The following is a 25,508-nucleotide window of genomic DNA, read 5'->3' as shown; positions in this document are numbered from 1 at the left end:
TCGGCTTTCCTCAGTGCTGGTTGGGGGAGTGGAGCAGAACGCCGTGCACGGCGCGGGTGATGAGGGCGAGGGAGTGGGCGCCCGCGTCCGGGGTGCCGAGGGACTTCTCGGCGTGCGGCCGGGCCCGGCCCTTGCGGGGCAGCAGTCCGGCGGTGGCGGCGGCGGCCGACTCGGCAGCCGCCGAGGCACGGTCCCAGGCTTGCGGGAGGGCCAGGCCGGACGCGGTCGCGGCGGTCAGCGTGTCCGCGAACGGGACGAGGACGTCGACCATCGTCTTGTCCCCGACCTCGGCGCCGCCCAGCCGGCGGACGGCGGCGGACGCCTCGGCGGCGCCGGCGGCCACCCGGTCGGCGGTCGGCGCCTCCTGGTCGCCGAGCGCGGCGCCGACGCAGCGCAGGATGGTGCCCCACAGGGCGCCGGAGGTGCCGCCCGCCTTGTCGGCCCAGGCGTCCGCGGCCTGGGCGAGGACGGTGCCGGCGCCCGCGCCGAGGCCGTAGGCGGTGGAGCCGGCCTGCCGGGCGGCGGTCGCGCCACGCTGCATGCCGATGCCGTGGTCGCCGTCGCCGGCCACGGCGTCGATCCGGCCCAGTTCCTCGACATGCGTGTCGACGGTGCCGGCGATCGCGGTCAGCGCGGCCAGGACGGTGCCGGCGGCCCGGCGGGAGTCGTCGGAGGCGTCGGGCAGGTCCTCGTCACCGGTCTCGTCGGCCGTCCCGGCCGCCGTCGCCGCAGTCCCTTCGGCTGTCCCGGGGACCGCTGCGGCCTCGGGGGTCCCGAAGGCGCCCTTGCGGTAGGCCGGGGTGTCGGCGGGGGCCCGCCACAGCTCTTCGAGCCGGTCGTCCAGCCAGGTCAGGGTGAGCGAGACGCCCGCCATGTCGAAACTGGTGACGAGTTCGCCGACCTCGGGGTCGACGATCTCCACGCCCGCGTCGCCGAGGAGTTCGGCGACCTTGCGGTAGACGACGAACAGTTCCTCGTACTTGACCGAGCCCAGCCCGTTGAGGATCACGGCGGCGCGGGCGCCGGCCGGGGTCGTGACGTCCTCGGGCAGTTCGGCCAGCAGGCTGGTGACCAGCAGCAGGGCCGCCTCGTCGGCAGTCGGCAGGGCCTCCTCGCCGATGCCGGGCTCCCCGTGGATGCCGAGGCCCACGGCCATCCGGGCCTCGGGCACGGTGAACAGCGGGTGGTCGGCGCCGGGCAGGGAGCAGCCGGAGAAGGCGATGCCGAAGGAGCGGGTGCGGGCGTTGGCGCGTTCGGCGACCGCCAGCACCTCCGCCAGCGGCAGGCCCTGCTCGGCGGCGGCCGCGGCCGCCTTGAAGACGGGCAGGTCGCCGGCGATGCCGCGGCGCTTGGCGGACTCCTCGGGGGCCGCGCTGGAGATGTCGTCGGTGACGGCGAACGTACGTGCCTCGACGCCGTCGGCGGCCAGGCGCTCGGCCGCCTGCCCGAAGTGCAGGACGTCGCCCGCGTAGTTGCCGTACATCAGCAGCACCCCGCCGCTGGCGTGCGCGGCGCGCGCCACCGAGCGGATCTGCTGCGCGGACGGCGAGGCGAAGACGTTGCCGACCGCCGCGCCGTGGGCCAGGCCCCGGCCGACCAGGCCGGAGAAGGCCGGGTAGTGGCCGGAGCCGCCGCCGATGACCACCGCGACTTGGCCGGCCGGGGTTCCGCCGGCCCGGACGACACCGCCGGTGACCGGGCGCACCCAGCGCCGGTGCGCCGCGGTGAAGCCTTCGAGTGCCTCGTCCGCGAAGGCCGTGGGGTCATTGAACAGGCGGGTCATCGAAGGGCCTCCAGGGGCTGCTGCTCGGGGCCGGGGGCCGGTTCAGCGGTTCGATTGCGGGCGGCGAGCCAGACCATCAGGACGGCGGACAGGAGCATGAAGAACCCGACGAGGTACAGCGGTACGTAGTAGTCGCCGCTCCAGTCCTTGAGCCACCCCGTGACGTAGCTGGCGGCGAATCCGGCGATGTTTCCGGCGGTGTTGATGAGGGCGATGCCGGCCGCTGCCGCCGCCCCGGTCAGGAAGCGCGAGGGCACGGACCAGAACACGGGCAGGGCGGCGAAGATGGAACAGGCGGTCACGGTGATCACGGCGACCGTGGCGCTCGGGGAGCCCATGTAGAGGGCGAGGGGGATGGTGACACCGCCGACGACGGCCGGACCCGCGATGTGCCAGGTGCGGGTGCCGTGGCGGGTGGCGTGCCGGGTCCAGAAGTACAGCACGACGGCCGCGGGCAGGTAGGGGATGGCGGTGATCCAGGCCTTGTCCATCACGCTGAACGTGGTGTCGTACTGCTCCTGGAAGCCACTGATGATCGTCGGCAGGAAGAACGCGAGCGCGTACAGGCCGTAGACGAAGCCGAAGTAGACCAGGGAGAGCACCCAGACGCGGCCGTTGCTGAAGGCGGCCTTGAGGTCGGCCTTGGCGTGCTTGTCCTCGTGGCCGGTCTTCTGGGCGTTCTCGGCAGCGAGTTCCTTCGTCAGCCAGTCGCGTTCGGCCGACGTGAGCCACTTGGCGTCGGCGGGCCGGTCGATCAGGTAGAACCAGGTGATGACGCCCAGCAGGATCGCGGGCAGCGAGACGAACAGGAACATCACGCGCCAGCCCTCGAGGCCGAACAGCCCGTGGCGGCCGATCAGCCAGCCGGCCAGCGGGGCACCGAAGACCGTGGTCAGCGGCTGGGCCAGGTAGAACAGGCCGAGGATCTTGGTACGGTGACGCGCGGGCACCCACTGGCTGAGGAAGAGGATGGCGCCAGGGAAGAAACCGGCCTCGGCGACGCCGAGCAGGAACCGCAGCGTGTAGAGCTGGCCGCTGCTGTTCACCCAGGTGAACAGCAGGGACACGATGCCCCAGGTCACCATGATCCGGGCCAGCCAGCGGCGGGCGCCGAAGCGGTGCAGGGCCATGTTGCTCGGGACTTCGAGCACGATGTAGCCGATGAAGAAGATCCCGGACGCCAGACCGAACTGCGCGGCGGTCAGGGCGAGGTCCTCCCCCATCCCGTTCGGTTCGGCGAACGAGACGGCCGTGCGGTCCAGGTAGTTCACGAAGAACATCAGTGCCACGAACGGCACGAGGCGGACTGAGATCTTCTTGATGGCAGTTCTCTCGACTGCCGCGGATGGCGCGTCGGCACCCATGGCGACTCCTCGGCTCGCCCGGACAACTCCGTCCGGGGTGGGTCACACCGGCGGCCCGCGGGACCCGCGCCCGGCCGGTTCATCCTCACGCTAAGCCTCCGACCCAAATTGGTCACCAATTTACCAGTGTGGCGAGCGTTACAGATATCCGGCTCGTCCCGCCTCTTGACAGAACCCGGCACCGGCCCGATGAACTGGCTGGTCAGCCGCGTGCGGAGGGCATCTGGTTGACTGGTGACCGTGACCAGTCAGCCTGATCAGCAGTCCTCCGCAGCCGCGCCCGACCTCGCCCGGCTGCTGCGTCCCGTGGTGCGGGAGTCCTCCGTCAGCGAGGTCGCCAAGCGGCTGCTCGACCATCTGTCCGCGGGTGACATCCGGCCCGGCACCCGGCTGCCCGCCGAACGCCAGCTGGCCGAGGCGCTCGGGGTGGCGCGCTCCAGCGTGCGCGGGGCGCTGTCCGCGCTGGACGTGCTCGGCATCATCGAGATCCGCCCCGGATCGGGCTCCTACGTCCGCGAGGGCACATCCGAGTTCCTGCCCCAGGCGATCAACTGGGGGCTGATGCTCGGGCAGCGCCGCACCCAGGACCTGGTCGAGGTGCGCACCTACATGGAGGGCGTCTCCGCCCGGCTGGCCGCGGAGCGCGCCACCGACAAGGACGTCGCGGTCCTGGAGGACCATCTGCGGCGGATGCGGGACGCCGGGGGCGACGTGGGCGCGTTCATCGAGGCGGACATCGCCTTCCATCTGGAGTGCGCGCGCATCGCCCGCAACTCCGTCCTCAGCGACATCCTGCACAGCATCCGCGCGCTGCTCCAGGTGTGGATGGAGCGGGTCAGCGACATCGAGGGCACCGTCAGCGGGACGCTCTGCGAGCACGACGCGGTGCTCCAGGCGATCCGAGCGCGTGATCCGGAGGCGGCGGACCGGGCGATGGCCGAACACATGCGGATGGCCAACGCCAGGCTCCGGGCATCGATGGAACACGACGCGTAGGCCTTACGGAGCGGTCCCGGGCAGCGACGCAGGGCGTGGTGGGATCCGTCTGGGGTACGGGATGCGGGGCACGACGGCGTTGCCCGCAGGGCGCGCTGAGCACAGGGCACGACGGGGCCGACCAGGGGCGCCGGACAAGGGGCACGGCCGCCCCAGGAGACCCGGCAGGGCCGCCGGCCGTGGCCGCGCCGACCTTGCCCTGGCCGGGGTGGACTGGTGGCGCTTGGGGACTGACGGGAGGCGAGAAGACGTCCAGGTGGGCGCCGGCGCCACGGTCGGGTGGTTGTTCGGCTGGGCGCTACCGACGGCGATGGGTTGCGTCCTTGGAAGTGGTGTACGGGGCGTATCGCGAGGAGCCGGCCTCGATCCGTGAGCCATTTCCAACCTGATGGTGCAGGTCAGTGGCGTGGTGAAGGTCGGTAGCCGGGTCAGGCGAGGCTCTCGGTAAGACAAGTAATCGACCAAGAAAGATGCCCCTACCGGGGGCCTCGTTGCTGCTTTACCCCGGCTCGATCCCCCTGTCCACCCGATCGCTGAACCACCTCGCCGACCTGATCCGCACCCACCGCCACCAGTGACGATCCCGCTGGCGCCGACCCGACCCCGGCCAGCAGGCCCTGCTCGCCCTGGCCCACCTGCGCAACGGCGACACCCTCACCCGCCTGGCCGCCGGATTCCAGGTCGGCGTTGCCACCGCCTGGCGCTATATCCGCGAGGCGATCAACTTGCTCGCCGCGACCGCCAACGACCGTTCAAGCGGCACCGCTACCGGCCGAGGCTGTCGCGCCGGCAGAAAGCCGTGAACAAGGCCCACGCCCGGATCCGCTGCCGCGGCGAACGCGGCGTCGCCACCCTCAAGAGCTGGAAAATCCTGACCAAGCTGCGCTGCAGCCCCTCCCGGACCACCGCAATGGTGCAGGCCATCCTCGTTCTCCACCACGTCGAAAACCCGACCTACCAAGGATGAGAAACGCTCGGCCATGCCGACCGACCCCAGTGATGAGTTTTCGCGCTCGCCCCCGTCACACCTACGACGGGACACGACGAGGCGGAAGGATGACGTGATGAGTGCGGACACGCGGCTGAAGGAGCTGGACGTGAGCGGTCTGGGCGAGGTCGACGAGCCGGCGTTCTCGGGGCTGGCGGAGCGGCACCGGCGGGAGCTGCACGTGCACTGCTACCGGATGCTCGGGTCGTTCGAGGACGCCGAGGACACCGTGCAGGAGACGTTCCTCCGTGCCTGGCGGCGGCGGGAGACCTTCGAGGGGCGGTCGACGTTCCGGGCCTGGCTGTACCGGATCGCCACCAACGCCTGCCTGGACCTGCTCGCCAAGTGCCGCCCGGAGCCTGCGACCGGCGGCGAGGTGCTGTGGCTGCAGCCCTACCCGGACCGGCTGCTCGACGAGCTGCCCGCGGGCGACGCGGACGAGCCGGAGACCGTCGCCGTCGCACGGGAGACGATCGAGCTGGCGTACGTCGTCGCAGTCCAGCACCTCGCGCCGCGCCCGCGGGCCGTGCTGATCCTGCGGGACGTGCTCGGCTGGCCGGCGAAGGACGTCGCGGAGCTCCTCGGGGACTCCGTCAACTCCGTGAACAGCGCGCTGCAGCGGGCCCGCGCGGGCATGCGGGAGCACCTGCCCGCCGAGCGGCAGGACTGGACCGGCGGCGAGGAGGACGCCGGGACGCGCGAGCTGGTACGCCGGTTCACCGATGCCAGCGTGGCCACGGACGTCGACCGGCTCGCCGCACTGCTGCGGGACGACGTCCGCTGCTCGATGCCGCCCACGCCGGGCCTGTCCGTCGGTCGCGACACCGTGGTGACCAGCTGGGTCGAGGACGGCTTCGACCAGATGACGGGCCTGCGCGGCGTCCCCACCTCCGTGAACCGGCAGCCCGCCGTCGCCTTCTACCTCTGGCGGAAGCGGGAGGGCACGTATGTGCCGCTGACGATCGACGTGCTGCGCGTCACCGGCGGGGCGATCACCGAGATCACCATCTTCCACGACGACCAGTTCCCGCGGCTCGGGCTGCCGGAGCGTCTGCCGGCGGACGGCACGGAGTAGACCCGGTGCGGACGCTCGCGCCGCGCGGTGGCGCGTGTGTCGCGGTGGTCGCGGGGGAGCGGTGCGACGCGTTCGGCGTCGTCACCCGCGGGCGGGTGCAGCTGGACCTGCGCGACGGCGAGTCCGGGCCGGTCCTCGGACGCGACGCCGGGTTCCGGCTCCGCGGCACCGGCGTCCGCGCCCTGCGGAACCCCGGCCGTCGCACGGCGAGGGTGCGCATCGTCACCCCCGGGGCCAGGACCGTCACATGCCAGTCAACACCCCGTACGCCAGTTACCGAATGATGGAGGAACGGCATGAACAGCATGAATGACACCGGGGTCGTCGCAGGCTCGGCATCGGGTCGGACCAGACACACCCACCGACTCCGCAGGCTCGCCGGCACCGGCTTCATTGCCACTCTCGCAGCAATGGCGGCCACCACCCTCGCCGCGGCGCTTGCCCAGACCGTTGGCGTCGACTTCCAGGTCCCCGATGGTGGCGAGACGATCCCGTTGCCCGGGTTCGCCGTGGTGACCGGCTTCTTCTCGGTCGTCGGCATCGTCATTGCCGTCGCTCTTCTTCGTTGGAGCGATCGTCCCGCCAAGCGATTCGTGTGGACGGCAGTGTCGCTGACCGCGATCTCGTTGGTCCCGCCCCTCCTCTCCGGGGCAAACACCGCCACCACCACCGCCCTTCTCGGGCTACACCTCGTCCCTGCGACGGTGATGATCCCCACCCTGGCCCGAAGCCTCCGCACCCGGACCGATTGACGATCCCGCAACGGAACAATGGGCGGCGCAAGGGCGTGCGCGAGCGCACTAACGTGGCCCGCGGTGCCACCCTCCATTCCAGGTTCCTTTTCTTGGTCAATTCGAAAGCTGAGTCGCGCGTGCGAAGAAGCACACGGCACCTTGCGGGATGAAGACCAAATGCCACCCGCGTCTGTCGCGGCGCACCGGGTACCCCGGTCGCGTTTCACCCTCGCCGACCCCGCCGTCGCGCCTCCCACGTGGATTCGGCTCCTGCGCGGCGGCTTGCGCCGGGATTTGCCCTCTCTCGGGTCGACGTCAGGCTCAAGCCGCGCCAGGACGCACTCGCAGCCGAGCCACTGACACCTACATCTGCTGGGGGCAACAGTCATGCCGGGCCCAGAGGCCAGCGGCCCTCTTGCAGGACCGCGAAAGAGATAATGGGAAGGGACGAGTAGACCACCGACCCTGGCCGACACACGTGATGCTCTTCAACAACTGATCAGCTGATGGACAGGGACTGTCCCGGCTCTACAGCTGGCCGGGCTCGGGGAGCTTGCGACCCTGCGCGAGCGAGAGCCAGTGGGGCCGCTGCCACGATGGCACCAGCTTGTAGTCCAGGGTCCGAAGCCCTGAACCTTCCGTCAGGTGGTGCCGGGCGATCATTTACATTCCGTCCCGCTCGGGGGCGGGGTGGACAGGGCAGCCGGTCCTCGGCGGATCCCAGCGGCCCGTGTTCCCGTTGTTGCGGTCGTCCTCGACGGTCACCGTGCCAACCACTCGGTGGGGCAGGTGGGCGCCAGCCTGCTTCGCCGTGAGGTTCTCCGAGAGCTCATTGATGGTGAAGTCGCGTTGAAGGTAGACCTTCTCGCTCTTCTCGCCGGGCTCCGGGACGATGACGCCGGCGGCATGGGGCCATCGGTCTTCGTTCCACACGACCAGGTCGCCGACGAACCGCGCTTCCACGCGCCGGTCGCTGAGGTTTTCGAGCACGAGGACCTGCTGCAGCACAGGCGATGCTCCTGGCCCCGGTCTCGGCGGAACTGCCAGCTGTGCCCTGGCGGCCACGGGTTGCGGGGCATGCCGTGCGGAGTCCATGCCAGCGGCTCCCACTCCGGGACCTCTATCGTGAGGGTGACCTTCGGGGCCTCGGAGTCGAGCCGGGCCCTGATCGCATCAAAAGCGGTGAGCCGGGCGACCTCCAACGCCTTGCGCGTGAGCCGCTCCCGGCGGGTCGACCTTGATCCGCTCTCCCTCCGTGCGACCGTGGGGCATGCGCGCATTTCCTCCCACCGAGCACCGCCCAATCAACGGAGGCACGTCATGCCCGTGCACAGATCCGGAACGGCCCGCGTAGGGCGACTGACCGTCACCGGAGCCCTGCTCGCAGCGTTCTCGGTCCTCTGCACCGCACCCTCCTCGGCCGACACCACCCCCGCCCGTGGCTCCGCCCACATGGGCATGGGTGTCCCGGCGCACGACGGCCGCAGCGGCACGCCCGCCACCAGCAACGCCACCCCCGCGCGTGGCTCCGCCCACATGGGCATGGGTGTCCTGGCGCACGACGGCCGCGGCGGCACGCCCGCCACCAGGAAGGCCACCCAGACCGAAGGCGTCGACGTCAGCTCCTACGAGGGCAACGTCGCCTGGCCGACGCTGTGGAGCAGCGGCGTGAGGTGGGCGTACACGAAGGCCAGCGAGGGGACGTACTACAGGAACTCCTACTTCAAGCAGCAGTACAACGGCTCGTACAACGTCGGCATGATCCGCGGCGCGTACCACTTCGCCACCCCGGACACCAGCAGCGGCGCCGTCCAGGCCAACTACTTCGTCGACCACGGCGGCGGCTGGTCCCGCGACGGCAAGACCCTGCCGGGCGTCCTCGACATCGAGTGGAACCCCTACGGCGCCACCTGCTACGGCAAGTCGGCGAGCTCGATGGTCAGCTGGATCTCCGACTTCCTCAAGACCTACAAGGCCCGCACGGGCCGGGACGCCGTGATCTACACGGCCACCAGCTGGTGGACCCAGTGCACCGGCAACTACGGCGGCTTCGCCACCAAGAATCCCCTGTGGATCGCCCGGTACGCCTCGACCGTCGGCACGTTGCCGGCCGGCTGGGGTTACTACACGCTGTGGCAGTACACCTCGTCCGGCCCGACCGTCGGTGACCACGACAGGTTCAACGGGGCGCTGGACCGGGTGAAGGCGCTCGCCAACGGCTGATACGTGCCCGAAGCATGCAGAGTGAAAGCCCCGGGCCGCTCTCACGGGCCCGGGGCCTTCCCTCATCCCGGCCGGGAGCACTCTGTCAGCCGTGACGGCGTCCTCAGCGTCATCCGCTTGGAGCTGACGCCGTATCTCACGTACAGCCCGAGCGTCCGTTCGCGAGGGGCAGGGCCGCACGGATGAGGCGGTCGAGGTGCTGCGCACGTACGGCTCCACGTCGGTCAACAACCGTGACCCGCTGGCCGAACTGCTGGTGCGGCATGGCCGGATCGACGCGCTGCGCACTTACGCGGCCGACGAGGACCGGCCGGAAGCCGTCCGCCACCTGGCGGAGCTGCTGGAGGCCCGCGATTGGAACGGCCGCGGACCGTGCGCCAGGTTCGCACCTTGGTGCTGCGCCTGGCGCGAATAAATCCCAACTGGGGCTACGGGCGCTTGCACGGCGAGCTGCTCATGCTGGGGGTGAAGGTGGCCGCCTCCACGGTATGGGAAATCCTCAAGGAGGCTGGCATCGACCCCGCGCCCGAACGAGCCTCCAGCACCAGGGCCGGCTTCCTGCGCTCCCAGGCCGAAGCCCTGCTGGTCTGTGACTTGGAAGGTCGGTCAGGCGACATCGCGCTGCGGTGGCTCGGCGCGGGCCAGGTCCTGCTCGGTCCAGATGGTCTTGCCGGCGGAGGTGTAGCGGGTGCCCCACCGCTGAGTCGTCTGGGCCACCAGGAACAGGCCGCGGCCGCCCTCCTCGTCGTTGGCGGCGTGCCGCAGGTGCGGTGAGGTGTGCCCGCTGTCTGAGACCTCGCACAGCAGAGCCCGGTCCCGGATGAGCCTCAGGCGGATCGGACCCGAGGCATACCGGATGGCGTTGGTGACCAGCTCGCTCACGACCAGTTCTGTGGTGAACTCCAGTTCCGGCAGCCCCCACTCATTCAGTTGCGCGGCGGCCACCGCGCGGGCGTGCGACACCACACTGGGGTCGGCCGGCAGATTCCAGCAGGCCACCTGATGGGCGTCCAGCACGCGGGTGCGCACCAGCAGCAACGCTGCGTCATCGTTCACCGGCCCGATGGGGAGCACCGCCATCGCCCGGTCGCACAGCTTCTCCACAGGGAGCCGGTGCTGTGTGAGAACCTGAGCCAACCGACTCAACCCGACGTCGACACCTCCGGGACGGGAATCCACGAGGCCGTTGGTGAACAGGGCCAGCACGCTGCCCGGGGCAAGCTCGACCTCCGCACTCTCGTAGGTCGGACCGCCCAGTCCCAGCGGCGAGCCCGAAGGCAGCTCGGCGAAGCCGACGCGGCCGGTGTCAGGGTCGACCACCGCTGGTGGCGGATGCCCCGCGCAGCACCAGTTGCATCGCCGAGAGATCGGGTCGTAGACGGCGTACAGACAGGTTGCGCCGATGATGCCCTTGTCCTCAACAACTTCAGGGGTGTCGTCGTTCTGGAGGCGCCAGTCGTTCTGACCGGCGACGTCTGCCAGCCGCGTCAGCAGTTCGTCGGGGTCCAAGTCCAGTTGGGCCAGGGCCCGTACGGTTGTGCGCAGCCGCCCCATGGTGGCCGCGGCGGGCAATCCATGGCCCACCACGTCACCGACAACCAGCGCGACGCGTGTACCCGACAGGGGGATGACATCGAACCAGTCGCCGCCCACGCCGACGTGGCGGTCGGCCGGCAAGTAGCGGTACGCCGCTTCGAGCGCGCTCTGCGGCGGCAGGCGCTGCGGCAGCAGACTGCGCTGCAGTGTCACGGCCGCCGCGTACTCGCGGGCGTAGCGGCGGGCGTTGTCGACGCACACAGCGCTGCGCGCGACCAACTCGTCGGCCAGCTCCTGCTCGTCCGTGTCGAAGGGCATCGCCGTGCGGCTTCGCAGAAAGGTGACCAGCCCCATCACGGCGCCGCGGGCCTGCAAGGGCACGAACAGGCGTGCGTGGACACCGGTTCCGCTCCGCGGGGCCGGCATGCCTGGTGTGTTCTCCGTGATGGATCGCCCCGAGGCTATGCTGCGGGCTTGGGGGGAGGCGAAGGCGTACTCGATCGGCTCCCCGGCTGCCACGGCTGTGCCACCCGGTGCGAGGGCCGTGTCCTGCGGGTCCCATGCTCCGCACACCCGCATCAACCGTTGTCCGGGGGCGGTCTCGTCGGCGGGCTCCGTCCCTTCCAAAACTTCCGGCAGCAGGTCGACGGTGACGGCATCGGCGAACTGCGGCACAGCCACCTCCACGAGCTCCGCTGCCGTACGGACCACATCCAGGGACGTGCCGATACAGGATCCGGCACGCACGAGCAGCGCCAGCCGCTGCTCCGCCCGGTGGCGCTCGGTGATGTCGACGGCCTCCTCGCACACTCCGAGCGGTTCACCGCGCGCGTCGAGCAGCCGGAAGTAGGAACAGGACCAGACCCGCTCGTACTCCGGGGCGGCGGGTACCTGCCCGAGGTAGTGCAGGTCGATGACGGGGATGCCGTCGGCGAGTACCTTCCGCATCGTCTCCGCAAGTGTCGGAGGGTGATGCTCGGACAGCATCCGGCCCTGCCCCTGTGGAAAGAGCTCGTCCACAGTGCGGCCGGCGTAGGGTGTGAGCGGCCCTCCCAGTTCCCGGTCGACGGCGGCGTTCGCCCACACTATTCGCAGCTCGGTGTCGTAGATGGTGAGCCAGACGGGCGACTGGGTGACCAGGCCGCGCAGCATTGCCTGGTGCGACTCCCAGCTGCGCAGCTCCTCCAGGTCCGCCGCGAGCAGTACAAGGGCCGGACCATCAGGGCCGTGGGCCACCGTGCACATGGTGGTGGCCATGCGCAAGGTGTGACCGTCCCGATGGCGGAGGTTGAGTGCCGCACTGCGGATGGATCCGGGGTCGCCGACCGTGTTCATCCATGGTGCGGGCTGCGTACCGGCCTTGCGTGCCACCAGCGCGGTGGCAGGGCGCCTGAGTACCTCTTGGGGCGTGTAGCCGAGGAGTCTCTCTGCGGCAGGGCTCCAGCCGATGACGATGCCGCATGCATCCAGGACCACTGCGGCCGCTCTTGTCACGTGGAGCGGACCAAGGAATTCATCGGCAGGGGTCTCAGGTTTTGGACTCGTCACGGCCGCTCATCCTCCAATGGCCTCAGGATCCGCCCGGCGGTTGGGGTGACGCAACCGCGTGGCGGCTGTGGCGGACGGGTCGGATGACATGGCCCAAGCCCTTCTGTCGCCGAGGGCAGGCTGCTGGGTCGGTTCGCCCTGATGCTGCTTGCCCCAGCCGTCGGGGCGCGGTCCAGGAAGCCGGCGCGGCGCTGCGGAGCGCCACCGAGTACCCGCCCGGGTACGGGAGCTCGCCATCCTCGTGGCCGCTGCCCACTGCCGGTCCCGGCTCGAGTGGCAGGCCCACGAGCGGGCTGCCCTCGACACCGGGGCTCGTCCAGGAGCCTTTGCAAGGGATCCGTTGGGGCAGCGGGACCAGGGGGCCACTGTTTCGGCAGGGGCCGCCCGGGTTGGGTTCAGGTGTGGCATGCCGCTTGCGGAGTAGTAGGCGGCTTGGGGCGTATGCCGTGTCACGCTGTGTGATCTTGTTTGATCACGGTCGTGTCAGGAGACCGGGGTGTACCGCTCGCGTGAGTGGCGGATGGGGGATCAAAGCGGCCGCGCGGTTGTGACCTGCTGGGGCGGCTGGACGCCGAGCCGGCCGGATTGACGGGCAGCTGCGCGCCCTGAGCGCCGCCAAGGCCCGGGTTCAGGGCTTGCTGGATGCCCTGGTGGCGGCCATCATCCAGGACGTGGAGTTGCCCGCGGTGCTGCGTCGCATCGTGAATACTGCCATGGACCTGGGTGGCGCCCGTTACGAGGCCCTGGGGGTGTTTGACGAGTCCGGCGATCACCTGGCGCAGTTCGCCTGTCAGCCACGACAGCACGCCAACAATGTCACTAGTGGCCAACTCCTCCCTCGAACAGTAGCTATGACGATTCGGAAGCGAGCCTCGACCTCACGGTCGCGGTCCTCGTTGTGTTGTCGTAGGTACTGGTGATGCCGAGGGCTTCGTAGAGGGGCCCTTTCTTGCCGGCGTCGGGCGGCTTGGATGCGATGCGCGATGTCTCCGAGACTCTCAGTGATCGCCTGGATCTGGTCGGCGGTGAGCCGTGATTCCTTTCCTCCGGGTGGCGGCGGGCAGTGCATCGAGCTTCTTCTGCGCCGCGCCCTTGTCGAGCTGCGCCTCGTTGATCCACTGGGTGACGACGGCCGGATCGGCTCCGGCGTCGAGAGTGCCCTGATAGCGGGCGGGCCGCCGCTCGCATTCCTTGATCGCCTGGCGAGTCTGGGCCTGCTCGGGGAGTGGATCTGTGCGGTACTCGCTGCGATGCTCGCCCCTGCGGCTCCCGAAAATTCATCCGACCAGGTCAGGTGGCGTGCCGGTACTCATGGATCACTCCGGAGAGTCGGTCTCGGTGGCGTATGTCCAGACGGGAGATTTGCCCGGGAATCGGTGATCGGTTCGGGGGCTGTGCGCAGTGGTGCTGCCTGGTTCATCGCTTGATCTGGCCGGTGGGCGTCGTGGTGTAGCTCGAACTGGCGGAGGAGGCGGCTCAGGTGGTCGGGGGCTGGCTGTCACAACCATCCGTTGCGTTGGGCCTGCAGGGCCAGCTGGAAGCGGTTCGTGGCGCAGCCGGGCCATCAGGACCGGCAGGCGGCGGAACAGTGTGCGGCGGTTGATTGCCACCCTTCGACGCCGTCCTCGAGGCCGAAGACATGAAGGTGCTGCTCAGCGTGCCCCAGGCGCCGCGCATGCACGCCCACTGCGAGCGAGTGATCGGCACGATCCGGCGCGAGGTCCTCAACCGCATCCTGATCGTGAACGAAGCCCACGCCCACCAGGTCCACGCCGAGTACCAGGAGCACTACAACACGGATCGGCCACACCGATCACGAGACCAACGGCCGCCCGAAGCCCAGGAACATCGCCTGGTGCTCGGCACGGACGACGTCCTCGGGCACGCGCCGACTGCCCGGCCGCGGGCCCTGCCGCTCCAGGCACACGGAGCCTTTGCCGGTCCGGACGGCGCGCACGGCGCCCGACCAGGCGTCCGCGTTGACAGCTCCCGCCTCGTCCTACTGCCAGGCGGCCGGCACTAAGCGGATTCAAGCCAGCCGTACGATTCCCGCCATGAGCGATCGTGTTCGTCCCAGACTTCTGATAGCCGCGCTTCTCGGCGGCCTCCTTGGCTCGGCCATCACCATTGCGGCGGCCTACTTCCTGCTTCCACTGCATGGCGAGCCCGGGCCCGCGGGTCCGCAGGGCCCAGCAGGAGCCTCCGCGCCGCTGGATACCTCGGACCTGCGAGACGCGATTCCCGACCTGACCGGCTCTTACGTCATCGAAGGCGTCAGCTGTCCCAAGGGCACCATCCCGAGCCGCACCGTGAAGATCCCAGGTGACCAGTTCACCGTCGGAGAGACACTCCAGCTGTGCTACTTCGGGCCTTCGGCCCGATAGTCGGCCCCTGGACCGCCTGGGCCGCTCCGTCCAAGCCCTGATTCCCGTCGTCTCCGGCTTCGTAAGCGCGGGTATCGGCTTCCAGCCGGTGCACGAGTACTGCAATCCGGCACAGTGAAACCAGCTTGATCTGGGCCGTCAGCTCTGCCGCAAGATCAGAGCTGGTGTCGAGAGCACCATCGCCCAAGGCGTCCAACGCTGTGGCCTGCGCAGATCCCGCTACCGCGGCCTGGCCAAGACCAGCCTCCAGCACCAACTCACTGGCGCCGCGATCAACCTCGCCCGTATCAACGCCCACATCATCCAAACGCCCTGGGCCCGTACCCGCGTCTCACACTTCGCGGCACTCCTGCCGAGCAAGTAGCGAAGCAAGCTCCTGTGCAGTGACCGGCCCGCCGTCGCGAACGGGCTGGCCGATATCGGACGACCAACTGGGCCTGACACGTGCAGTGAAGTCCGCGAAATCCTTCCGCAAGTACTGCGGATCGGACGGCTTGAGCCGGAGCTGTTGACGGCTGTCCGCCCACCAAACCTCGAAGTCAGTGATGGTGCCTTCGGCAGGCCACCGTTCTGCCTGCTCCGGCAACAGCAGGACGTCGACAAAACCCCCGACTTCCAATCCGATGTCTACGAAGATCCCGATCGCTCCAGGTCTGGGCACCTTCACGACAGTGCCCCGCAAGACCTGCCCGAAGCGCAGATTCCCGCGAAACCGCTCCCACTCCGCATCTGTAACCACACAGCGCATCCTCGCAGCCCCGCCGCACTCAGTCAGCCCGATCTCGTGGCGAGCGCGGGCTCGCCACGAGATCGGGCTGACTTTGCCAACAGCATCCGAGGGAGCGGCGCTCGCGATGCAGGTGCCCCCACACGATCTCGCGGGCGGTGTCGTCGTCGGGACGGTTCGGCAGATCCCGGGGCAATGCGTGGCACTGCGCGGCGTAGGTGTTGGCGATCTCCCCGGCGGTCTGCTCGGAAGAGATGTAGTGGTCGCCGCCCTTGGAGCGGGTGAGGTACGTGCAGCCCAGGCAGGCGATGGCGTAGTGGGTGCCGTTGACTCCGGCGTCGGCGGTGTAGACGAGGACGACGGTGCCGGCCAGTCCGAGGAAGCGCTGGGAGACGATCACGCCCTCGGGCTTCCAGGTCTCGCCGAACTCCGGCCACGGCTCGGGGGTGTGCTCCGGCTCGGTGGCTGCGGTCTCGGCGGCGCGGGAGAAGAGAGTGAATGCCATGGGCTACTGCTCCTTGTCGGTGTCGGTGTCGGTGCGGGAGAAGGCGCGCTGGGCGGTGACGGCCGCCACGGCGATGAGCATCAGGGCGAGCGCGTACAGCCAGCTGGTCGTCCGACGACCGTGAGGGCGGCGGCGACCAGGAGGAGGGCCAAGGCGGCGAGGATGGTGTCGACCGCGCGGGCCAGGCGTTCGAATTTGGCGACGGCGAGGTTGGACAGCGACTTGACCCGGGTCGCTCCGTGTCCTCGCGCATCGCGGCGAGCAGGTCGTCTTCGCTCAGCTGCGCCCAGCGCGGGAAGCCTTCGCGGACGAGGCGCCCTTTGCCTCCGAGGTTGGGCCGCACGACCAGGAGCAGCAGCACGGCGGCGGCCCCGAGGGCGAGGACGGCGGTGCCGCCGACGAGCTGAGCGGCCAGCGGCAGCATCTTGTCGGCGACGCCTAGATGATCGATTCCAAGGGTTGGTGGTCGTAGTGATCCCGGACTTGCCGGACGGGTGGCGCGGCCCCATAGGCTGAGCCCCCGTCCGTACTGTCTGGGGGAGTAATGACTAGTAGGTTCACTGAGTTGGTTGTCGACTGCCACGATCCGGAGCGGCTCGCGGCCTTCTGGTGCGCGGTCCTGGGCTTCAAGGTGATCGACCGCAGCGAGGGCAAGGTCGAGATCGGCTCCTGGGAGCCGACCGTCGAGGAGGTTCGGGCCCGCCAGATGCCGCCCACCCTGCTCTTTATCCGGGTGCCCGAGGGCAAGGCTGTGAAGAACCGGCTCCACCTCGACGTCAGCCCGATCGACGGAAGTACTGACGACGAGGTGGCCAGGCTGCTCGGCCTCGGTGGCGCCAAGGTGGACGTGGGCCAGGACCCCGGCCGGAGCTGGGTGGTCATGGCCGATCCCGAGGGCAACGAGTTCGACGTCCTGCGCACACTGGTACCGTCCAACTACGTCAATGGTCCCAAGGGTTAGTGGTCGTAGGCGGTCAGCGAGCGCAGGACGGGCTGTCCGCTCTGGTCGTTGCGCCAGATGGCGGTGGTCAGCGTGAGGATGCGTTGCATGACGCGGGTGACGACGCCGGCGGGTGTGCGACCGTGGTGCCGTTCCAGGTCGAGCTGGCCCTTGAAGCTCTCGTTGACCGACTCGACGACCTGTCGCAGTGGTTTGAACAGCTCGGCTCCGGGCCGCTCCGGTTCGCCCTTGCGGGTTGGCCGCAGCAGCCGGATGCCGTGCTCGGCCAGCTGGTGCTCGAAGTCGCGGCCGAAGTAGTTCTTGTCGCCGATCAAGGTCTGTCCCGGCCGGGTGGCGAGGAGTTCCGGTTCGGCGTCGAGCAGGTCCAGCAGCGTCTCGCGCTCGTCGGCTTTCGCTCCGGTCAGGGCGAAGGCGACGGGCAGTCCCTGGAGCGTGCACACCAGGTGCAGGCGCAGGCCCCAAAAGAAGCGGCTGTGGCTGGCGCAGTAGCCGTACTCGGTCCATCCGGCCAGCTCGGAGCGTTTGACGGTCTCGCGGGAGCGGCCGCATTCCACGGGCGTGGAGTCCACGATCCATACGTCGTCGCTCCACACGGATGTGTCGGTGGCCAGCAGCCGGGTGATCCGGCGGAGCAGCTCGACGGCCTTGCGCAGGCGCTTGTTGTAGCCGGGTTGCTGGGGCAGGTACGGGAACAGATGCCGCAGGTGAGCGCGGGCGTGGCAGAGCCACTTCGCCTCGGAGGTGAACCCGAGCAGGGCCTGCATCACCGCGAGGGTGACCAGCTCGGCATCGGTGAGTTTCAGGGTGATCCCGACAGGCGGTCGCCACGGCGCGAGATGCGGCGATGCCTTCAGCGCGTCGTCGGTCTTCACGTACAGCGCGGTGGCGAGGGAGTCCAAGTCTGGGGTCACAACCGCACCTTGAGCTCCTCGCCTCATGCGCGCAGCCGACCCCTTGGAATCGATCATCTAGTGGCCGTTGCCACCAAGGAACTCGTAGAGCCCCTCAACCCGGTACTTGCGGTGAAGACCATTCTGAGCGGGACGGCGATCCGAGCCGGTCAGAGACCCGAGGGATGACTGGAAAGCAATCGAAGTCCTCGAATGGGACACAGACACGGTCCAGTTGGGCGAGGGACGGCGGCCCGGAGAACTCGATCTCCGCGAGCCTGCGCAGCGCGTACACGATCGCCTCCGCCCACGCTCCGTCCGCTCCCGTGTCCCGCAGCACCCCGTTCCTTGCCAGGACGCAGCAGCCATGGCAGTAGAAGAGTCCCTGGCGTGCCGACTGGGAGGAGCGCCCGCAGAGCCGGCACGGCCCCGCGCCCCGCCAGGTCCACGGGGGCACCAAAGAGCGCCTCCAGGGCTCGCCGGTAATACGGGTTCTCCGCCGCGTCGTCGATGAGCGGCGGTAGCAGGCTCCCTGTCTTCGCGGCAAGCGCCTCCCCGTCGTCGGGCTTCGCGTTGAGCCAGCGGCGGTGGGGCTCCGGGACCAGTCGCTGCGCGGCGGCCGTCACCCGGCTGGTGCGACTGACCGGGCTGATCCCGGTCGGCGCGACCGCGGCACGGAGGTTGTGCCGCTCCACCTCCTCGCGCGGCGTGCCCCAGACGGTGCCGTGCTGACTCCGGTGCTGGTTTGGTGCTGGCTACGCTCCGTTGAACTCGGACATCTGACGGCTGAGCGGCCCGGAGCCGTTGCGGGGTAGTGACCGGGCTGACCAAGCCCGGCCTTGCTCTTCAGCTTCTGTGTGTTGGGCGGGGCGCTGGGCTGGATTCGGCCCACGTCCGCACAATTCGGGGAGTTGCCAGGCCCGTCGGACGGCGGGTCAGAGGACCGGGACCCTGTTCCATGGCCGGACGGCCTCGATCGCCGCCGCGGCGCGGAACACCGTGGTGTCGTCGTAGGTGCGCCCGACGACCTGCACCCCCGTTGGCACTCCGGTCGAGGCGAAACCTGACGGCACGCTCAGCACCGGGCAGCGGCTGGCGATGTTGAACACCGTGGTCATCGCGGCTTCCAGGTAGAAGTCCAGCTCGACTCCGTTGATCACGACCTTGGTCGAGAGGTAGTCGTCGTCCGCCTTGAGCGCCGGGACGGCCGTGGTCGGGCACAGCAGGACGTCGTAGCGGTCCAGCAGGGCGCCGAGCGTCGTCTGCACCGCGGCCTCGATCTCAAGGCCCTGCAGGAAGCTGCCCGGCTCGCGGACGGCCTCGGCGGCCCGCCGGGCGAAGTCGAGGGCGTACGTGGTGAGCCGGTCACCGTGCTCGGCGGCGACCGACCCGATGTAGGGGCCGAAGACGGAACCGAAGTGGATCATCGCTGCCCGCATCACCTCCGCCCGCATGATGGGGACCTCGACCTCCTCGACGACGGCCCCGGCCGCGCGCAGCGCCTGGGCGACCGCGCGGGTGTTGGCCTCGACCTCGGGATCGACCGGCCAGTCACCGAGGGTGACCGACAGCGCCACCCGCAGGCCCTCGGCGCTCTCGAACCGCTCGGGCAGCACGAGTTCGGGCCGCAGCGAGACCGCGTCCAGGGGGTGGGGTCCCGCGATGACGTTCTCCAGCAGGGCGCAGTCGGCGACGGTGCGCGCCATCGGACCGTCGTGGCAGTACGTGTCGAGGTTGAACGGCGTCATCGCCGGCACGCGCCCGTACGGCGGTTTGAAGCCGACCGTGCCCGTGTACGAAGCGGGGATGCGGATCGAGCCGCCGATGTCGGAGCCGGTCGCGAGCGTCGTCTCACCCGCCGCGAGCGCGGCACCCGCGCCGCCGGAGGAGCCGCCCGGGGTGTATTCCAGGTTCCACGGGTTGCGGGTGACGCCCCACAGTCGTGACTGCGTGTACCCCGCACAGCTGAACTCCGGAGTCGTGGTCCGCGCGTGCACGATGCCGCCGGCAGCCTGGACCCGCTCGATGACCGGGTGCGTCTGCTCGGCGATCTCGTCCTGGAACGCCAGGGAGCCGTCCGAACTGTGGCGGCCCGCGATCGGCTGTTCCTCCTTCGTCGCGACGGCGAGACCCTCCAGCGCGCGGGGCGACCCGCCCTTGCCCATGTACCGTGCCTCGGCCTCGCGGGCGGCGGCGAGGGCCTCCTCGAAGATCCGCTCGGCGAGGGCGTTGACTTTTGATTCGACGGCTTCGGCGCGCGCGATGACGGCGGTCATCAGCTCGACCGGTGACAGGGAGCGGTCGCGGAACCGACGCAGGGCCTCGGTGGCCGGCAGATGGGCGAGGTCGGTGAGATCGGTCATGTGATGGTCCTTCGGGATGAGTCGGAAGGGTCAGGCAAGCGCGCGGCGGCCTGCGGAGATGCGGTCCGGATCCCATCCGGGCCGCGGTACGGAGTCGAGTAGGAGGCGGGTGTAGGGATGCTCGGGGGTGGTCAGGACAGTTGTCGTGGGGCCGGATTCGACGATCTTTCCGGCCCTGAGCACGACCACCTCGTCGGTGATGTGCCGGACGACCGCGAGGTCGTGGCTGACGAAGAGGAAGCCGATGCCCTCGTCGCGGCGGATGCCGGCGAGCAGGTCGAGGATCTGCGCCTGGATGGAGACATCGAGGGCGGCGACCGCCTCGTCGAGGATGAGCACCTGCGGTCGGGCCGCCAACGCCCGGGCGATCGCCACGCGTTGACGCTGCCCTCCGGACAACCGGCGGGGCAGGGCCGTGGCCTCGCGCTCTCCCAGCCCCACCTGGTCGAGGAGTTCGGCGACGCGCCTGCGCCGCGTCGGCGCGTCCAGCGGGAAGTACAGGCGCAGGACCTCTTCGATGCACGCGCTCACGCTGATGCGGGGGTCGAGGGAGAGGTACGGGTCCTGGAACACCATCTGGATCTCGCGGGCGCGGGCCAGCCGTTCGGCCCGGCCGCGGGTGCGTGCCGAACGGTCGCGTCCGCCCAGGTGGACCGTGCCGGCATCGGGTGTCTCAAGGCCGACGAGTATGCGTGCCGTGGTGGTCTTGCCGCAGCCGGACTCGCCGACGATGCCGAGTGAGCCTCCCGGCCGCAGGGTGAAGGAGACGCCGTCGACCGCCGCGTGGCCGCCGAACTCCTTGCGCAGTCCGTCCACCACGAGACCGGACGCGCCGGTGCTCTCTGTCACGGCAGTCACAGCAGGATCCCTTCTTCGGCGCGCAGGCAGGCGACCAGGCCCTGGCCGCCGTACTGCCGCAGGGCGGGCTTCTCGACCGGGCAGCGCTCCCGCGCGTGCGCGCAGCGCGCGGCGAACGCGCACCCGGCCGGCGACTCGGCGAGCGAGACCGGGCGGCCGGGGATGGGCCGTGGCGGCGCCGCGTCGGGTTCGACGCGGGGTGTGCAGGCGAGGAGGCCGGCCGTGTACGGGTGGCGCGGGCGCTCGAACAGGTCGCCTGCGGCTTGCGTCTCGACGATCCGTCCCGCGTACATGACGTAGACGCGGTCGCAGATGGCCGAGGCCAGTTCCAGGTCGTGGGTGACGAAGAGCATCCCCGTGCCGCGCTCGGCCTGCAGGCGGGTGAGGATCGAGATGACCTCGGCCTGGGTCGTGACGTCCAGTGCGGTCGTCGGCTCGTCGGCGACGAGCAGTGAGGGCCGGTTCGCGAGTGCCGCCGCGATGACGACCCGCTGGAGCATGCCGCCGGAGAACTGGTGCGGGTGGCGTCGCAGCGCGCCTCGCGGGTCGCGGATGCCCACTGCGTCGAGGAGTTCCTCGGCACGGTCCGTCGCCGCCGCCGCAGGTACGCCGGCGGCACGCATTCCCTCGGTGAGGAAGTCGCCCACGCGCCGCATCGGATTCACCGAGGCACGCGGGTCCTGGAAGATCATCGAGACCTGACGGGTTCTCAGTTCTTTCAACTCGTTGCGGTTCAAATTCAGTACGTCGCGACCCGCCACACGGACCTCGCCGTCCGTCCGCGCCTTTTCGGGCAGCAGCCCGAGCACGCTGCGGCACGCGACCGACTTGCCCGAACCGGATTCGCCGACCAGGCCGACGGTCTCGCCCGCCGCGACGCGCAGGGACACGCCGTCCAGGATCGGCCGGGCCGCGCGCCCCTCGGGCAGCCGCACGGTGAGGTTGTCGATCTCAAGAAAAGTCTGCTGCACAGTCATTCGCCTCACCGTTCCCGCTTCGCGACCCGGTCGGCGATGCCCTCGCCGACGATGCTGAACGCCACGACGGCGAGCACGATGCACACGGACGGCGCGAGCGCGGGAAGCATCGCGCCCTGCAACAGCGCGCCCTCACCCTCGTTGATCATCGCGCCCCAGTCGGCGGTCGGCGGCTGTACCCCGAAGCCGAGGAAGGAGAGAGCCGCAAGGTCCATCAGGGCGTACCCGAAGTTGATCGCCGACTGGGCGAGCACCGTCGGCGCGATGTTGGGCAACAGGTGCCGGACGCAGATCGTCCAGCCCGACCAGCCCTGGACGAGGTACGACTCGATGTACGGACGGGCCTTCTCCTGCCGGGCGATGCTGCGCACCAGGCGGCCCACGTACGGCGTGTACGCGACCGCCATGGCGATGACCGGTGCGGTCATGCCCGGTCCGGTGACCGCCACGAACATGATCGCCACAAGCAGGCCGGGGAAGGAGAACACCAGGTCCATCGACCGGGAGAGGACCGCGTCCACCCAGCCTCCGCGCCAGGCGGCGGCGACGCCCACCAGGATGCCCAGCAGCGTCGACAACGCGACGACCACGAGCGGTCCGAGCAGCCCGGAGCGCGCGCCGTACAGCAGCCGCGACAGCACGTCGCGGCCCGACTGGTCGGCTCCCAGGAGGTGGTCGGTGCCGCTCCCGGCCAGGGTGGCCTGCAGATCGAGGGCGTCGGGGTCGTACGGCGCGAGCTGCGGTGCGAACACGGCGACGGCCACCAGCACGGCCAGCAGCAGGACAGCCGCAGTGAACAGCGGCCCCTGCCCGAACACCCGCAGGCGGCGCAGACCGGGACGCTGGCGCAGCTCGGTGACGTCGACTGCGGTGGTCATGAGGCACCTCGCCGGGTGAGGGTCAGCCGGGGGTCGATGAGCGGCGCGAGGAGGTCCACGACCAGGTTCACCAGCACGAACGCCGCCACGGTGATCAGCGTGATCGCCTGCACCACGGGGAAGTCCTTGACCGTCACCGACTGCACGAGCAGTGAGCCGACCCCGGACACATTGAAGGCGGTCTCCACGATCGAGGTGCTTACCAGGAGTCCGGCGAGCATCGTGCCGCCGACGGTGACGATCGGGCCGAGCGCGTTGCGCAGCACGTGCCGGCGCACCACGTCGCCCTCGGCGACCCCGCGGGAGCGCGCCACCTCCACGTGCTCCCGCCCCAGTTGGTCGAGCATCGAGGAGCGGGTCACCCGGGCCAGCAGCCCGGCGAGGGTGACCGCGAGGGCGAAAGCGGGCAGCGTCAGGTGGTAGAGCCGGTCCGTGAAACCGGTGCCGCCGGCGCCGGGCCCGGGGAACCAGCCCAGCTGCACCGAGAACAGCGAGACCAGCACGATGGCGCTGACGAACGGCGGGGTCGCCGTGGCCACGCCGGTGCACAGGAGCACCACGCGGTCGATCGCCCCGGGGCGCAGCGCGGCGAGGACGCCCGCGAGTACGCCGCCGAGACAGACCAGCACCGCCGAGTACCCGATGAGCAGGGCCGTACTCGACAGGCGCGAGCCGATCAGGGACCCGACGTCGTGCCGGAACTGGACGGAGCGCCCGAAGTCGCCGTGCAGCACATTGCCGACCCACTTCAGGTACTGGGTGAAGAACGGGTCGTCGAGGTGATACTGGGCGCGGATCGCGGCCTTGGTCTCCGGCGACACCGGGTGGGCCTTGAGAAGGAAGGACACCGGATCCCCCGGAGCCAGGTGCACCGCGCTGAAGACCAGGAACGAGGTGATCAGCAGCACGGTCACCAGCCCCAGGAGCCGGCCGAGGAGGTAACGGGTCATCAGTTCGCCGAGCCGATCTTCGCGGCCCACGGGTAGTACAGCTGGGCGATGCCGGCCGGGGCACCGGTGATCCGGCTGCCCAGGAACACCGAGTGGGGAGCCTCGTACAGCGGGATGGCGGGCAGGTCGCGCAGCGCGATCTTCTGCAGCTCGGCGGTCAGGTCGGCACGTGCGGCCGGGTCGGCGACCGCCGTCGCCCGGTCGTAGAGCGCATCGAACTCAGGGTTCGAGTACTTGCCGTAGTTGCCGAAGTCGCCGGTGCGGAACGACTGGTAGAACTCGAGCGGGTCGGGTGAGTTGATGTAGCCGTTGGTGAACACCAGGTCGATCCCGGCACTGGCGTGCGGGTCGGTGAAGAGCGCGGTGTACGCGTCGGGCGCGATCGGCTTGATCTGCACGTCGAGGCCGATCTGCTTGCCGGCCGCCTGCACGGCGTTGGCGACGACGGTTATCTCCGGGGTGAGCGTGCTGCTCGCGATGACGACCTTCTTGCCGGCCGCACCGGCCTCCTTGATCAGCTTCTTGGCGCCGTCGATGTCGTACACCAGGTCGGGGAGGTCGGAGAAGTAGCGTTCCGTTCGGTCCGGGGCGGTTTGCCAGGCGCCCCGCGCGGCCGGGGCCTTGGCCGGGACGGCCACTCCCGCGACGGCGGCCTTGATGATGCTCTGCCGGTCCAGCGCCATGGACAGGGCCTTACGGACCTTCAGATCGCCGAGCGTGCCCTTGAGGTTGAACACGGCGAGGTCGGAGGCCGCGGTGTTCGGGCCGAAGTACAGCTTGCCCCGCGCGGTCGACTTGAGCTGCCCGATCGAGGTGGCCGGCACCAGGTACCCGCCGTCGACCGATCCGGAGAGCCAGGCGTTGGTGCGCGCGGCCGGGTCCTGGATGAAGACGAACTTGACGCTCTCCGCCCTGGGGGTCAGCGTGCTGTCCCAGTACGTGGGGTTCCTCTTCAGGACGATGCTGTCGCCCTGGGCCCAGGTGCCGAGCGCGTAGGGGCCGGTGCAGTCGACGCCGGCCTTCGGGTTGCCGTAGTCCCGGCCGGTCCTGGCGAGGAACGCGGCGCTCTCGACGGTGCCGGGGGAGGCCGCCATCAGTTCGTCGAGCAGGACGTCGGGCTTGTTGAGCTTGATCGTCACTTCGAGCGGGCCGGTCTTGGTGACCGAGGCGACGTTCTTGAACGCGCTGCCCCACGCCGATCCCACGGCCGGGTCGAGATGGCGCTTCAGTGAGGCGACGACGTCGTCCGCGGTCATGGTCGAACCGGAGTTGAACTTCACGCCGCTGCGCAGGGTGTACACCCAGGTCAGCGGGTCGGGATTGGCCGACTTCACGGCCAGGGCCGGCACGATCTTCATGTCCGGCGTGATGCGGAACAGCTGCTCGCAGACGTTCGCCAGGACGGTGTTGGGCGGGTAGTCCCAGGCCTGCGTGTAGTCGAGGGAGTACGGCTCGGCGTACAGCGACCAGGAGAACGACGAGATCGAGCCCTTGGCCGCGGGTGTGTCCGCGGAGACCTGGTAAGCGGTGCCGCCCTTGGCGGATCCGGCGCCGATGGACGAGGCGCCGGAGCAGCCGGAGACGGTCGCAGCCAGCGCTACGGCTCCGGCGAGCAGGGCGGTGGATCTGGAGGTACGCAAGGCACGCAACGAACCGGCCCCTTTCCGGGGGGTCGAGGGTTCTGGGGGTTGCAGCGAGTATTGGTGCGGGAACGTTCCCGCACAAGGGTTTGCGGGAACGGTTTTTTAAAGGTCAGAGACGCGTGGAC

At 69.8% G+C, this 25,508-nt stretch carries 24 protein-coding genes and 3 pseudogenes; 12 read left to right on the top strand and 15 right to left on the bottom strand.

What is annotated here, in order from left to right; all coding sequences use genetic code 11:
- Positions 1–10 precede the first annotated feature (10 nt).
- Both ACIQMV_RS30990 and ACIQMV_RS30985 read right to left on the bottom strand, forming a co-directional pair.
- Positions 11–1,783 carry a dihydroxyacetone kinase family protein gene (locus ACIQMV_RS30990; RefSeq protein ID WP_402596539.1) on the bottom strand — a complete coding sequence of 591 codons (1,773 nt, stop codon included), beginning with the start codon at positions 1,781–1,783 and terminating at the stop codon, positions 11–13.
- Complete coding sequence (locus ACIQMV_RS30985) at positions 1,780–3,147, bottom strand: MFS transporter (RefSeq protein WP_402596538.1); 1,368 nt, start codon at positions 3,145–3,147, stop codon at positions 1,780–1,782. The genes ACIQMV_RS30990 and ACIQMV_RS30985 overlap by 4 nt, the downstream gene beginning before the upstream one ends.
- Positions 3,148–3,381: 234 nt before the next feature.
- Between ACIQMV_RS30985 and ACIQMV_RS30980 the strand changes: the two genes are divergently transcribed.
- From ACIQMV_RS30980 to ACIQMV_RS30960, 5 genes and pseudogenes are all read left to right on the top strand, one after another.
- Positions 3,382–4,143, top strand: a complete 762-nt coding sequence (locus ACIQMV_RS30980; protein ID WP_402596537.1) for a FadR/GntR family transcriptional regulator — start codon at positions 3,382–3,384, stop codon at positions 4,141–4,143.
- A gap of 491 nt (positions 4,144–4,634) precedes the next feature.
- Positions 4,635–5,110, top strand: a pseudogene (locus ACIQMV_RS30975) (transposase family protein).
- A 97-nt stretch (positions 5,111–5,207) separates the two neighbouring features.
- Positions 5,208–6,206: an RNA polymerase subunit sigma-70 gene (locus ACIQMV_RS30970; protein WP_402596536.1), complete on the top strand. Its 999-nt coding sequence runs from the start codon at positions 5,208–5,210 to the stop codon at positions 6,204–6,206.
- 5 nt (positions 6,207–6,211) lie between these two features.
- Positions 6,212–6,490, top strand: a complete 279-nt coding sequence (locus tag ACIQMV_RS30965; protein ID WP_402596535.1) for a hypothetical protein — start codon at positions 6,212–6,214, stop codon at positions 6,488–6,490.
- A gap of 12 nt (positions 6,491–6,502) precedes the next feature.
- Complete coding sequence (locus ACIQMV_RS30960) at positions 6,503–6,958, top strand: DUF6069 family protein (RefSeq protein WP_402596534.1); 456 nt, start codon at positions 6,503–6,505, stop codon at positions 6,956–6,958.
- 645 nt (positions 6,959–7,603) lie between these two features.
- On the opposite strand, the gene ACIQMV_RS30955 is transcribed toward ACIQMV_RS30960, so the two are convergent.
- Positions 7,604–7,948 carry a hypothetical protein gene (locus ACIQMV_RS30955; protein WP_402596533.1) on the bottom strand — a complete coding sequence of 115 codons (345 nt, stop codon included), beginning with the start codon at positions 7,946–7,948 and terminating at the stop codon, positions 7,604–7,606.
- A 312-nt stretch (positions 7,949–8,260) separates the two neighbouring features.
- Here ACIQMV_RS30955 and ACIQMV_RS30950 point away from each other — a divergent pair, with 312 nt between their 5' ends.
- Positions 8,261–9,163 carry a lysozyme gene (locus ACIQMV_RS30950; protein ID WP_402596532.1) on the top strand — a complete coding sequence of 301 codons (903 nt, stop codon included), beginning with the start codon at positions 8,261–8,263 and terminating at the stop codon, positions 9,161–9,163.
- 297 nt (positions 9,164–9,460) lie between these two features.
- Positions 9,461–9,757, top strand: a pseudogene (locus tag ACIQMV_RS30945) (hypothetical protein); the annotation flags it as partial.
- A gap of 12 nt (positions 9,758–9,769) precedes the next feature.
- Here ACIQMV_RS30945 and ACIQMV_RS30940 read toward each other — a convergent pair.
- Both ACIQMV_RS30940 and ACIQMV_RS30935 read right to left on the bottom strand, forming a co-directional pair.
- The gene (locus ACIQMV_RS30940) at positions 9,770–12,193 is read right to left on the bottom strand and encodes a SpoIIE family protein phosphatase (protein WP_402596531.1); all 2,424 of its coding nucleotides are present in this window, start codon (positions 12,191–12,193) and stop codon (positions 9,770–9,772) included.
- A gap of 503 nt (positions 12,194–12,696) precedes the next feature.
- Complete coding sequence (locus ACIQMV_RS30935) at positions 12,697–13,053, bottom strand: hypothetical protein (protein ID WP_402596530.1); 357 nt, start codon at positions 13,051–13,053, stop codon at positions 12,697–12,699.
- Between the two features lie 797 nt (positions 13,054–13,850).
- On the opposite strand from ACIQMV_RS30935, the gene ACIQMV_RS30930 reads away from it, so the two are divergent.
- From ACIQMV_RS30930 to ACIQMV_RS30920, 3 genes are all read left to right on the top strand, one after another.
- Entirely contained in the window at positions 13,851–14,270 is a 420-nt protein-coding gene (locus ACIQMV_RS30930) for an integrase core domain-containing protein (RefSeq protein ID WP_402596529.1), read from the top strand.
- Between the two features lie 31 nt (positions 14,271–14,301).
- On the top strand, positions 14,302–14,631 hold the full coding sequence (locus tag ACIQMV_RS30925) for a hypothetical protein (RefSeq protein ID WP_402596528.1): 330 nt from the start codon (positions 14,302–14,304) through the stop codon (positions 14,629–14,631).
- Between the two features lie 130 nt (positions 14,632–14,761).
- Complete coding sequence (locus ACIQMV_RS30920) at positions 14,762–14,995, top strand: transposase (protein ID WP_402596565.1); 234 nt, start codon at positions 14,762–14,764, stop codon at positions 14,993–14,995.
- Here ACIQMV_RS30920 and ACIQMV_RS30915 read toward each other — a convergent pair.
- Positions 14,963–15,370, bottom strand: coding sequence for a hypothetical protein (locus tag ACIQMV_RS30915; RefSeq protein WP_402596527.1), 408 nt, complete (start codon positions 15,368–15,370; stop codon positions 14,963–14,965). The two genes, ACIQMV_RS30920 and ACIQMV_RS30915, sit on opposite strands and share 33 nt — an antisense overlap.
- 28 nt (positions 15,371–15,398) lie before the next feature.
- Positions 15,399–15,863 (bottom strand): hypothetical protein, encoded by a 465-nt coding sequence (locus ACIQMV_RS30910; RefSeq protein WP_402596526.1) that lies wholly within the window; start codon positions 15,861–15,863, stop codon positions 15,399–15,401.
- Here ACIQMV_RS30910 and ACIQMV_RS30905 point away from each other — a divergent pair.
- Positions 15,862–15,987 carry a hypothetical protein gene (locus ACIQMV_RS30905; protein ID WP_402596525.1) on the top strand — a complete coding sequence of 42 codons (126 nt, stop codon included), beginning with the start codon at positions 15,862–15,864 and terminating at the stop codon, positions 15,985–15,987. The genes ACIQMV_RS30910 and ACIQMV_RS30905 overlap by 2 nt on opposite strands.
- A gap of 117 nt (positions 15,988–16,104) precedes the next feature.
- Here ACIQMV_RS30905 and ACIQMV_RS30900 read toward each other — a convergent pair.
- Positions 16,105–16,287, bottom strand: a pseudogene (locus tag ACIQMV_RS30900) (Pycsar system effector family protein); the annotation flags it as partial.
- 120 nt (positions 16,288–16,407) lie between these two features.
- On the opposite strand from ACIQMV_RS30900, the gene ACIQMV_RS30895 reads away from it, so the two are divergent.
- Positions 16,408–16,824 carry a VOC family protein gene (locus tag ACIQMV_RS30895; RefSeq protein WP_402596524.1) on the top strand — a complete coding sequence of 139 codons (417 nt, stop codon included), beginning with the start codon at positions 16,408–16,410 and terminating at the stop codon, positions 16,822–16,824.
- Here the strand turns inward: ACIQMV_RS30895 and ACIQMV_RS30890 are convergent.
- The 7 genes from ACIQMV_RS30890 to ACIQMV_RS30860 form a co-directional block, all read right to left on the bottom strand.
- Positions 16,821–17,735 (bottom strand): IS982 family transposase, encoded by a 915-nt coding sequence (locus tag ACIQMV_RS30890; protein ID WP_402596523.1) that lies wholly within the window; start codon positions 17,733–17,735, stop codon positions 16,821–16,823. The two genes, ACIQMV_RS30895 and ACIQMV_RS30890, sit on opposite strands and share 4 nt — an antisense overlap.
- A gap of 914 nt (positions 17,736–18,649) precedes the next feature.
- Positions 18,650–20,077 (bottom strand): amidase, encoded by a 1,428-nt coding sequence (locus ACIQMV_RS30885; RefSeq protein ID WP_402596522.1) that lies wholly within the window; start codon positions 20,075–20,077, stop codon positions 18,650–18,652.
- A gap of 30 nt (positions 20,078–20,107) precedes the next feature.
- Positions 20,108–20,935: an ABC transporter ATP-binding protein gene (locus tag ACIQMV_RS30880; protein ID WP_402596521.1), complete on the bottom strand. Its 828-nt coding sequence runs from the start codon at positions 20,933–20,935 to the stop codon at positions 20,108–20,110.
- Positions 20,932–21,912 (bottom strand): ABC transporter ATP-binding protein, encoded by a 981-nt coding sequence (locus ACIQMV_RS30875; RefSeq protein WP_402596520.1) that lies wholly within the window; start codon positions 21,910–21,912, stop codon positions 20,932–20,934. Before ACIQMV_RS30875 ends, ACIQMV_RS30880 begins: the two co-directional genes overlap by 4 nt.
- Before the next feature lie 5 nt (positions 21,913–21,917).
- Complete coding sequence (locus ACIQMV_RS30870) at positions 21,918–22,790, bottom strand: ABC transporter permease (protein WP_402596519.1); 873 nt, start codon at positions 22,788–22,790, stop codon at positions 21,918–21,920.
- Entirely contained in the window at positions 22,787–23,740 is a 954-nt protein-coding gene (locus ACIQMV_RS30865; RefSeq protein WP_402596518.1) for an ABC transporter permease, read from the bottom strand. The genes ACIQMV_RS30870 and ACIQMV_RS30865 overlap by 4 nt, the downstream gene beginning before the upstream one ends.
- Positions 23,740–25,380: an ABC transporter substrate-binding protein gene (locus tag ACIQMV_RS30860; protein ID WP_402596517.1), complete on the bottom strand. Its 1,641-nt coding sequence runs from the start codon at positions 25,378–25,380 to the stop codon at positions 23,740–23,742. The genes ACIQMV_RS30865 and ACIQMV_RS30860 overlap by 1 nt, the downstream gene beginning before the upstream one ends.
- Between the last annotated feature and the right edge of the window lie 128 nt (positions 25,381–25,508).

It is taken from the genome of Streptomyces sp. NPDC091412 (genome assembly GCF_044756885.1).
Classification (GTDB): domain Bacteria; phylum Actinomycetota; class Actinomycetes; order Streptomycetales; family Streptomycetaceae; genus Streptomyces.
The sequence above is the reverse complement of the archived record's forward strand: the minus strand, read 5'-3'. Positions and strand labels throughout refer to the sequence as shown.